9 protein-coding genes and 1 tRNA gene are annotated in these 9,726 nt (G+C 44.3%); 7 read left to right on the plus strand and 3 right to left on the minus strand.

Features of this window, described 5'->3' with window-relative positions; genetic code table 11:
• Positions 1-437: 437 nt before the first annotated feature.
• The 6 genes from RMY63_RS40370 (at position 438) to RMY63_RS40395 (ending at position 5,631) form a co-directional block, all read left to right on the plus strand.
• On the plus strand, positions 438-710 hold the full coding sequence (locus RMY63_RS40370) for a hypothetical protein (protein WP_322734045.1): 273 nt from the start codon (positions 438-440) through the stop codon (positions 708-710).
• Positions 711-723: 13 nt separating this feature from the next.
• Positions 724-1,401, plus strand: a complete 678-nt coding sequence (locus tag RMY63_RS40375) for an energy-coupling factor ABC transporter ATP-binding protein (RefSeq protein WP_322734046.1) — start codon at positions 724-726, stop codon at positions 1,399-1,401.
• A 233-nt stretch (positions 1,402-1,634) separates the two neighbouring features.
• Positions 1,635-2,186 (plus strand): NYN domain-containing protein, encoded by a 552-nt coding sequence (locus tag RMY63_RS40380; RefSeq protein ID WP_322734047.1) that lies wholly within the window; start codon positions 1,635-1,637, stop codon positions 2,184-2,186.
• Positions 2,187-2,333: 147 nt separating this feature from the next.
• A tRNA-Asn gene (locus tag RMY63_RS40385) sits at positions 2,334-2,405 on the plus strand.
• Positions 2,406-2,906: 501 nt separating this feature from the next.
• Complete coding sequence (locus RMY63_RS40390; RefSeq protein WP_322734048.1) at positions 2,907-3,707, plus strand: ATP-binding protein; 801 nt, start codon at positions 2,907-2,909, stop codon at positions 3,705-3,707.
• On the plus strand, positions 3,610-5,631 hold the full coding sequence (locus RMY63_RS40395) for an ATP-binding protein (protein ID WP_322734049.1): 2,022 nt from the start codon (positions 3,610-3,612) through the stop codon (positions 5,629-5,631). The genes RMY63_RS40390 and RMY63_RS40395 overlap by 98 nt, the downstream gene beginning before the upstream one ends.
• 260 nt (positions 5,632-5,891) lie before the next feature.
• Here RMY63_RS40395 and RMY63_RS40400 read toward each other — a convergent pair whose 3' ends face one another.
• Together RMY63_RS40400 and RMY63_RS40405 are read right to left on the minus strand one after the other, a co-directional pair.
• Complete coding sequence (locus RMY63_RS40400) at positions 5,892-6,731, minus strand: M56 family metallopeptidase (RefSeq protein ID WP_322734052.1); 840 nt, start codon at positions 6,729-6,731, stop codon at positions 5,892-5,894.
• Complete coding sequence (locus RMY63_RS40405; protein ID WP_012410866.1) at positions 6,731-7,150, minus strand: BlaI/MecI/CopY family transcriptional regulator; 420 nt, start codon at positions 7,148-7,150, stop codon at positions 6,731-6,733. The genes RMY63_RS40400 and RMY63_RS40405 overlap by 1 nt, the downstream gene beginning before the upstream one ends.
• Positions 7,151-7,724: 574 nt before the next feature.
• Here RMY63_RS40405 and RMY63_RS40410 point away from each other — a divergent pair.
• Positions 7,725-8,462, plus strand: a complete 738-nt coding sequence (locus RMY63_RS40410; protein WP_322734050.1) for a 2-phosphosulfolactate phosphatase family protein — start codon at positions 7,725-7,727, stop codon at positions 8,460-8,462.
• Between the two features lie 166 nt (positions 8,463-8,628).
• On the opposite strand, the gene rfbD is transcribed toward RMY63_RS40410, so the two are convergent.
• Positions 8,629-9,519, minus strand: coding sequence for a dTDP-4-dehydrorhamnose reductase (rfbD, locus tag RMY63_RS40415; RefSeq protein WP_322734051.1), 891 nt, complete (start codon positions 9,517-9,519; stop codon positions 8,629-8,631).
• Between the last annotated feature and the right edge of the window lie 207 nt (positions 9,520-9,726).

The following is a 9,726-nucleotide window of genomic DNA, read 5'->3' on the forward strand; positions in this document are numbered from 1 at the left end:
CGTCTAGAACGTCAAACCACCCTCTACTGGGCGCGCGTCCAACTGCGATGGTCATTAGAGCAAATCTCCAAATGTTTATAAGTACAGGTTGTATCTGTATTATAGACGGCTATAAAAAAGCCTTCTATAAGCAGAAAGTTAACCGGGTTGTTAACCTAGTTTACAATTTTTTACACACCTTTAATCATATTAGGTGTAAATTGCTAATTTTTCTAGGGGTTTTCTCATAAAAATTAATTTTTGACTCAGATGAGGTGGGGAGCAGGGGGAGCAGGGGGAGATGAGGGAGCAGGGGGAGCAGGGGGAGCAGGGGGAGCAAGAGAGAAGAGTTTTCCCCTCTGCCCCCAGTCCCCAGTCCCCAGTCTCCAATCCCCATTTCCCTAGAATCACTCAGCTGACGCTAAAATGAGTCCACAGTTAAATTTGATTATTGCTAAATGTTTACCATCGATTTAAGCATCAGAAACACTGCTTTCCCTATCTCGGTACAACGTAAGTCAGCAGAGGATGCTGAGGCTGTTTATCAGCTAATTTTGGCAGCACTCCGTTCTGGGAACCCTGACATTGTAGAACTCAAGTGCGAGGGCAAGACAGAGAAAAAAATTGCTGTCCGCGCTAGTGAAATTTCTGGGGTGCAGATTGTTCAAAAAGATGGTACAACCCCTGGTGGCGGCAGACCACCTGGCTTTTTCGCTGTAGCTGCTGAGTAACCAAGGTTGACAAATGGATCAAGTGGGCATTGAGGTCAAAGATTTAAATTTCAGTTGGCCTAATGGAGAGAAAGTTATCAAATCTTGCTCTTTAGAAGTACCCAAGGGTGAGTTTTGGATGCTCTTGGGTACAAATGGCAGCGGAAAATCTACTTTACTGAGACTGCTGGCAGGGTTATTAGCTCCTGAATCTGGCGAAATTCGGCTTTTGCACCCTGTTGGCTTTGTCTTCCAAAATCCGGATCATCAACTGGTGATGCCAACGGTTGGTGCTGATGTGGCTTTTGGATTGGTAGAAGAAAAGTTGCCACCTGCTGCTACCAGAGCCAGGGTTGAGGAGGCGTTAGGAGCGGTGAATTTGCTTACCTTGCAACGACGCCCTATCTATGCACTTTCTGGGGGACAAAAACAGCGAGTCGCGATCGCAGGTGCGATCGCCCGTCGCTGTGAAGTCTTATTATTAGATGAACCCACTGCCTTACTAGATCCAGATAGCCAGTTGGATTTAGTTGCTGGTGTCCGCCGCCTTGTCAAAAATCGAGGTATTACAGCCTTGTGGGTAACACATCGATTAGATGAGTTAAATTACTGTGATGGCGCTTTTTTGCTAGAAAAAGGCTCTTTGGTTGATAGTGGTGAAGCTCAACGTCTCAAGCAACGTCTGATGGAAGTACACAGCGAAGCCTCTTAATTGAGTGCTGAGTGCTGAGTAACGAGTGCTGAGTAAATAAATAAAAAAGAACTACAACGCGCCTTTATTTGAAAGGCGCGTTTTAAGTTGGCGCGTCTGTCTTAGGTTTGAGTTTTGTGTGTGAGGCTGCCGTATTTTTTATTCTGTGTAGCATAGTGTTACAGACTATGCATCAATTATTATAAAACTTATGAATGAATTTTGTTAACTCTAGAAAATTGTGATTAAAAACCATGCCCCGTTCCTTACTCCAAGCCGTTTTGTTAGTGGACGGCTACAATATCATAGGCGCTTGGCCTTGCCTTAAAAAAACGCGTGATAGCGTTGGATTAGAGGCTGCACGGGGCGAACTTGTGGAAGCGATGACTGGTTATAGTGCGTTTCAAGGTTACACAACTCAGATCGTTTTTGATGCCCAATATCAGAATACTTCTAGTAATAAAGAAATTGTTACTGAGCTTTTATCTGTTTATTACACTGATTTTGGGCAAACAGCAGATACTTATATTGAAAAATCCTGCGCTTCTTTTCGCCAGCAAATAGCTCAATCTTTGATTTCTCGTGTGATTGTCGCTACATCAGATCGGGCACAGCAGTTGATGATACAAGGGTATGGGGCTGAATGGTTGTCAGCACAACAACTCTGTGGTGAAGTGGAAACCACCGTCTGCCGGATGCGACAAAAGTATCATACGCGCAAACAATCTAAGAGTAGGTTTTTAGCTAATGCCATTGATGCTAAGGCGCGGCAGCGTCTGGCTGAATTACGAATGGGATTACAGTAGATATTTAGTATTTAACAGTCTCTGCTTAAGTTCCTGAATAGATTTTGGCTGTAAAATTTCTATAATTAAGTTAAGCATCTAAAAGAATATTGGCGAAAGCACTTGCCAAATCCTATTTTTAGCCCTAAGATTATAAATCGTGAGTGATCCTCAGTAGCTCAGTGGTAGAGCGATCGACTGTTAATCGATTGGTCGCTGGTTCGAATCCAGCCTGGGGAGTTTAGCAATTTTAAATTTTGAATTTTAGATTATTCATCAGAGGTTTGTGGTCGCTTGACTCGGCTTTTGGTAAGGATTTGGGGACAGATTTACAATACTTTAGAGCAGTATGAGTATTTGGCAAAGGTGCTAAAGGGGTTGCTCTGAGGTTAATCTAATTTCAGGAAACTGGCGATCGCTTCAATGGTTTGTTCTGCACTCTTAGCAGTAAACATTGGGTCATTTGTCAAATAAATATTTTTCTCAAATACCACGTTTAAGGCAAGAGACGCGATGAATCGCCGTCTCTACAAATCGCTCTTTCGTCTTGACGGCGATTTATCGCGTCTTTGTGATCTAGAATTTTCATCAAAAAACCTTAACTGAACTGTATTGAATGTGGCTTGTCATGATATGGCAAAAGCACATATTCAAGAATCAGATCGCAAAGACATTATCGGGCTAGTGCTATTCTTTTAGGTGATTGCACTTAAATTGCTGAAACTAGGATAAACCCTTTACATGACTTCTGGAGCGCTGCCTAACAATCCTTTTGTGGCTGCGGGGATGATTGAAGATCCCAGGCTGTTTGTCGGTCGTAAAGATGAATTACACGCGATCGCATCTCGGATGAAGGGCGATCAGCCTACAAGTATCAATATAGTTGATGACAAGCACATTGGTAAATCTTCGTTGCTGCATTATTTCGTTCTGACTTGGCAGCAGCAAGTATCAGACCCTAACCGTTATGTGGTAATTTATTTATCGTTACGGGATGGGAATTGCCAAACTGAAACGGGTTTCTATCAAGCAGTAGCTAAAGGTTTACTGGATTGTGTGAGTGGATGGCGGCAAAGTAATCTTCAAAATCCCTTGAGAATTAAACCGCTGAATCGTCAAGCATTTTCAGATGCGATTAAGCAATGGAAACAGCAAGGAAAGCTACCTGTCCTCTGTCTGGATGATTTTAAAAGCCTTTTAAACCATCCCCAGGAATTCGATAATGGATTTTATGACAATTTGCGATCGCTGATGGATAGCAACGCCTTGATGCTAGTGGTGGCTTCCCGTAAACAACTGGATGTTTATGCTAACGAGCATCGGTTTGTCTCTAGTTTTTTCAATATTGGTCATACGATTTCTTTGAAAGAACTAACTACAGATGAGGCTATTGAACTGTCGCGCTTACCAACTCGCTCTACAATTGGTGCAGCTTTGAGTGTAGATGAACAGAATCATGCCCAGCAATGGGGCGATCGTCATGGCGTTCGGCGTGGCGTTCGGCATGACGTTCGGCGTGGTGTTCTTGGGCGTAGTGTATAACAACATAGCGTTAAGCGTGGCGTTCGGCGTGGCGTTCGGCATAACGTTCGGCGTGGGGATCGACGCGGCGAACATGGTGTTCAGCCTGGTGTTCGGCGTGACGATAGGCATGGCGGTAGGCATGACAGGAATCGTGGCGTTCCGCGTGGCGAGCGTGGCGATAGGCGTGGCGTTCAGTGTGGCGGTAGGTGTGACGGTAAACGTGGCGGGAGGCGTGGCGGTAGGCGTGGCGTGGATTTTCGGTGTGTTGCGGGTTTACTTCTGGTTGCCAGAATTACTATGGATACTTACTTTGTTCTTGTTGTCTCCCAATGGAAAGCGCGTAAATTGTTTGCGATATCTGCCCCCTCGCTTTGATGAATTGATTATTTTGCCTCTGCCTTTCATAAATGTGATGATTGTAGAGGCTTATCGAAAGAACCCAATAGCTGCCCTTGAGACTATAAATTATCTAATTACATCCACTAATCAGCAAAAAGTTGCAGTACAGGCAATTTATGGTATTGCTGTAGATACTCTCAATCGTTGTCAAAGGTTGAGCGATATTGTGGAGATTGCCAACCAACTAGCGTGGATTCCCTCACCAGCACTGAAGGAACTTGACACTGTCCTACCTCAATTTTTGGATATTAGTCAGAATGTACGGGCATCAGAGGAAGCAACTTCACCTTATCGTAAATATGAGTTACTCAATATTCCCATCAATGCATTACGCCAACTCGCGCAAAGTCTAGCTTTGACAAAAAATGCTCACGTTGCTGTCTCTTTTGGCAACACTGCACAAAGCTGGCTAACTATACTAGAAACGGCACAGCGCACTTTAGAGGAACAGGCACAGCGATCGCAAGAAATTAGGCAAGTTTATATTGCTGGTAACTCGCTAGACCCGGAAACAGCAAAGAATCGTTTCAAAGGGCGAATTGATATCTTTCGGGAAATTGAAACCTTGGCACTTTCTGAGCAACCGCCAGTGCTGTTACTCTATGGTGGGCGGAGGACAGGGAAAACCTCAGCGCTGAAATATCTACCTTATAGAATTGGCTCGGATATTGTACCTTTGCTGGTAGATTTACAGGGTGCAGCATCAGCCACAACGTTAAAAGGATTGGCTGAAAATTTAGCTCAACAAATTATCGAAGCTGCACGGCGATTACCCCGCAGAGTATACTTGCCTAATCCAGATGCCAAGAAACTAGCTGAAGATCCATTTCCCGCGCTGCAAACTTGGTTAACAGAAATAGAACGCAGCTACCGTGGTCAGCGATTTCTCCTCTGTCTGGATGAATATGAACGCCTGGATGAAGTAGTGAAAGCAACAAGCAGCCGTGCGCCACTCAATTTTATTCGTAACCTGCTGCAACACCACCAGAACTGGATTTTACTTTTTAGTGGTTCACACGAGTTATCTGAACTTGACGATTACTGGAGTGACTATTTAATTAACACCCGTGCTTTGCGAATGACCTACCTGCAAGAGTCAGAAGCCCGCGATTTGATTTTACATCCAGTGGAGAACTTCACCAATATATATGAACCAACTGCTGTAGATGCAATTATCCAACTGACTCGCTGTCAGCCTTTTCTTGTTCAGTTGGTATGTTACGAGTTGGTGGAGTCGCTAAACGGCGATATTAGAAACAACCAACGAAATGCAGATACAGTAAAAGCCACTGCACAAAATGTTCAAGAGATTACTCCTCAAGTGCTTGCCAGAGGCGTTCAGTATTTTCGGGAATTATGGACGAGTTCAGCAGAAAGCGATCGCTCTCTCCTGCGCCGGATAATCCACGGGGAAACTCCCACACCGCAAGATAAAGGTGTTGTCCGCAAACTAGCGCGAAAAGAGATTTTGACTCAAGAAGGCAATGCTTTTCAAGTGCCTTTAGTACAAAAATATATAGAACAGTTGCTAGAAGAAGAATAAGCGTAATTCGTAATTACCGCTTGTTAATTTGTTTTTATCGCAATTTTCGTTACAAACACAACGATTTTCGTTACAAACACTAGGTTTTCATTACCAACGTCACGATTTTTGTTACAAACACTAGGTTTTCATTACCAACGTCACGATTTTTATTACAAACAAGATGATTTTTGTTACAAACACCACGATTTTGTTACAAACATCATAATTCTCGTTAAAAACATCACGATTTAGTGCTGTAATAGCTTGCTAAATTCAACTTAACTATGAAATATCACAGTCAGTAGAGGCAGAAACGCCAACAGAAAGCCATGCCAAGATTGCAATTGAGCTTCTGGGGTTGGTTCTGGTGGTGCTAATAAAGCTTCTACTCTTTGTTCTAAACGATCTACACCAGAGGAACCTAATGCAGCACAGCAAATTTCCGATAAGACGGGGCCGCTACTAACCACTAATAAAAGTGATTCTGCTAACACCAGAGGGTCTACCTGCAATGCTGCATAACCGTCGGCGCGGAGTTCGCGCAAGGCTAACAATTCTTCCCACAAAGGCTCTGTATTCGGCAACCATGCAGTGCAAGAACGCACCCAACCCAGCCAAAAAAACCAGAACGTATCCCTATAATAGTGATGCCCTTGCTCATGGGCTAAGACGCTTTCTAAATGAGCTGGTGAGAGAGTTTGCACTAATCCTTGGCTAACTACTAGTTCTGGTTGCCAAAAACCGATTTGACCTGCAAACAACGCGCCCGTTTGCAGCAGTCTGGCCCGTCTATCACCAACATTCACTAAGGGGCAGTTACGGGCAGATTCTACAGACTGCCAACCCTGGAAAGCAAGTTTAATGCATGAAATGGCAAAAAATGCCAGATAAATTAATGCTAGGAAATAACTAATTGAGCCTGTATACATCCCGCCCATTTGTCCTTGAGGCCCCATGAATAGCACAGCGATCGCAGTCATGAAAATTAGCAAGGGCGGGAAGAGAAACAAAAATAGCGATCGCTGCCACCGTAGACTCCAATTACCTTGGGGTTGATTCCAAGAGGATCTTAACCACCAGGCAACTGCCAAAGCATTCAAAATCATTATTAGATGCATCATTGTTCCTCCCTGGCTTGGCGTGCAGATTGAATGCGTTTAGCGATCGCTGCTATTTGCTCACTAGCTGCTTCATCCAGACTATCAGCAAAGGCAGCAACAACATCGGGATTCCCCACCGCCAAAAATCGCTGTAACTGCTCGTGAGCTTTGATGACTTCTGATTGCTGCTTACTCAGCATTGGCCGCCAATAGAATGCCCGCTCCTTCTTATCGCAGGCCAGCCAACCTTTATCAGTGAGGCGACGTAAAACGGTGGTGACAGAAGTATACGCTAATTCACGGTTGGGATCGGTCAAAATGCGATCGTGTACATCTTTGACTGTGGCTGAACCAAGTTCCCAAATGATATTTAAAATTTCCGCTTCCAACGGGCCTAAAGATAGTTGTTTAGGGCGGTAGTCGGGTAAAGGTGCCATAGCAATTTTAATAGGGAGTGGGGAGTGGGGGGATGAGGGAGATGAGGGGGATGAGGGAAATGAGGGGGATGAGGGGGATGGGGAAGTTGCAATAAGTCTTTTCCTAAAACCCCTGATTACTAGACCTCTGCTTCTTTCCCATGCCTAATGCCCAATAACTGTTAGACTTCTTGTTTTAGATTACAAGATCGTGCAGCAAGTCTGAAAGTCTAAAATCATAAAAATGAGCTTTTTGAGCATTTATTATATTATTGGGCATGGGGCATGGGGCACTTGTACTGAGCGAGCGACTCGTGCCGAGCAGAGCCGAGGTAAGCCGAAGTATTGGGCATGGGCATTGGTTATTAATTATTGTTCTCTGCTTCCCATGCTTCCCCTGCTTCCCCTGCTTCCCCTGCTTCCTCATCTCCCCCATCTCCCCCACTCCCCCACTCCCATCTATAGTATTGAATGAGATACATGTTGTATTTTTATGGTAAAAAATTTTCCTTGAGCAATTGTAACTATAGTTAGTGACACCAACTAGGTAGAATGTTATTTGCGACAGTATTATTAAACTAGGTATATCCAGCGCGTGAAGTTATTCGTATACCACACTCCTGAATTGACTCCAACGGGTAAAGCGCCAGAATGTGCGATCGCAGTCGATGTCTTGCGAGCCACTAGCACAATTGCGACAGTTTTGGCAGCTGGAGGCGAAGCTGTACAAGTATTCAGCGATTTAGATCGGTTAATTGAAGTTAGCGAAAAATGGCCTGCTGAAAAACGTCTGCGGGCTGGAGAACGCGGTGGCGCAAAGGTAGCTGGTTTTGAGTTGGGTAACTCTCCCCTCGACTGCACACCAGAATTAGTCCAAGGGCGGCGTTTGTTTATTAGTACCACAAATGGCACTCGTGCTTTACAACGGGTACAAGACTCCCCAAATCTATTAGCAGCAGCCTTGATTAATCGAGCAGCGGTGGTGCAATTTCTTCTAGAGTTGCAACCAGAGACAGTGTGGATTGTCGGTTCTGGTTGGGAAGGCAGTTTTTCTTTAGAGGATACAGTTTGTGCAGGTGCGATCGCTCATAGTATTTTGCAGCAAACCGAGTTGTCACCTGAAGAACTCGCTGGTAATGATGAAGTAATTAGTGCGATCGCTCTTTACTCTCAATGGCAAGATAACTTATTAGGATTACTTCACCAAGCTAGTCACGGTCAACGATTGTTGCGCCTTGACTGTCAAGAAGATTTAAAATATTGTTCCCAAACTGATATTTTAGATGTCTTGCCCATGCAACATGAAACGGGAGTATTAAAAAGTCAAAGGTAGTAGGGAATGGGGAGTGGGGAATGGGGAAGATGAAAGGGATGAGGGGGATGAGGGAGATAAGGGAGATGAGGGGACAAGGGGACAAGGAGATAAACAAAACTCCTAACTCTTAACTCTTAACTCTTAACTCCTAACTCAGCACTCAGCACTCAGCACTCCTAACGCCCTATGCCCTATGCTCAATTTTCAAATCTGCAAGCATTTGCCCAAGTCTTTGTCGCCAATGGGAAGGATAAGTCCCTAAAATTGCGGCAATTTTTCCACAAGCCAGGACGGAATAAGCAGGGCGACGGGCTGGTGTGGGATATTCGGCAGTTGTAATGGGGAAAATACCTTCAACTTTCAAAGGGAAGCCTAGTTGTTCTGCTTCTTCAAAAATAGCAACGGCAAAGTCATACCAGCTAGCAACGCCGCTATTAGTGTAGTGATAAATGCCGCTAATTTCTGGGTTTAACTGGGGAATCATCTGGGCTATAACTGCCGCTATATCTTGTGCCCAAGTCGGGCTACCAATTTGATCGGCGACAACACGCAGTTCTTGGCGTTCTGCACCTAGTCGCAGCATGGTTTTGACAAAGTTACTTTTGCCAAAGGTTCCATAAACCCAAGCAGTGCGGAGAATGAGATGATGGGCGCAAGTTTCTTGAATAGCTTCTTCTCCAGCGAGTTTGGTTTTACCATAGACACTTAAAGGATTAGTCGCATCGGTTTCTTGGTAAGGGCTATAGCCATTGCCATCAAAAACGTAATCAGTTGAAATATGAATTAGAAAAGCTCCTAATTTTTGGCTTTCTTGGGCAAGAATTAGGGGTGCAGTAGCATTAATAGCGGTAGCAAGTTCGGGTTCGCTTTCAGCTTTATCTACAGCAGTATAAGCGGCGGCATTAATGATGATTTGCGGCTGCTTCGATCTGATAACTTTGCACAGGGTATCGGGTTGAGCAAGGTCTACTGTTGGGCGTGCTACTGAGATAATATCGCCGGATAATGAGAGTATTTGTTCTAGTTCCTTACCCACTTGACCGTTGCTACCAATCAGCAAAATTGATTTTGTCATTTGTCATTTGTCATTTGTCATTTGTCATTTGTCATTTGTCCAAAAGAAGCCACGCTCACTCTTTAACGTCGTTTGAATTAGTCCAATGAAAGACAGAGTTTTTCCGCCCACCATAAAAGTAAGCTTAGGGTATCACAAGAGACGGGGTATGTACCAATGACCAATGACCAATGACCAATGACCAATGACCAATGACCAATGACCAAT

This window comes from Nostoc sp. ChiQUE01b (assembly GCF_034531255.1).
Taxonomy (GTDB): Bacteria; Cyanobacteriota; Cyanobacteriia; order Cyanobacteriales; family Nostocaceae; genus Nostoc.

Coding starts and splice junctions, on each gene's coding strand:
- RMY63_RS40370 (WP_322734045.1), top strand. CDS start 438: ATGTTTACCATCGATTTAAGCATCAGAAACACTGCTTTCCCTATCTCG.
- RMY63_RS40375 (WP_322734046.1), top strand. CDS start 724: ATGGATCAAGTGGGCATTGAGGTCAAAGATTTAAATTTCAGTTGGCCT.
- RMY63_RS40380 (WP_322734047.1), top strand. CDS start 1,635: ATGCCCCGTTCCTTACTCCAAGCCGTTTTGTTAGTGGACGGCTACAAT.
- RMY63_RS40390 (WP_322734048.1), top strand. CDS start 2,907: ATGACTTCTGGAGCGCTGCCTAACAATCCTTTTGTGGCTGCGGGGATG.
- RMY63_RS40395 (WP_322734049.1), top strand. CDS start 3,610: ATGAACAGAATCATGCCCAGCAATGGGGCGATCGTCATGGCGTTCGGC.
- RMY63_RS40400 (WP_322734052.1), bottom strand. CDS start 6,731: ATGCATCTAATAATGATTTTGAATGCTTTGGCAGTTGCCTGGTGGTTA.
- RMY63_RS40405 (WP_012410866.1), bottom strand. CDS start 7,150: ATGGCACCTTTACCCGACTACCGCCCTAAACAACTATCTTTAGGCCCG.
- rfbD (WP_322734051.1), bottom strand. CDS start 9,519: ATGACAAAATCAATTTTGCTGATTGGTAGCAACGGTCAAGTGGGTAAG.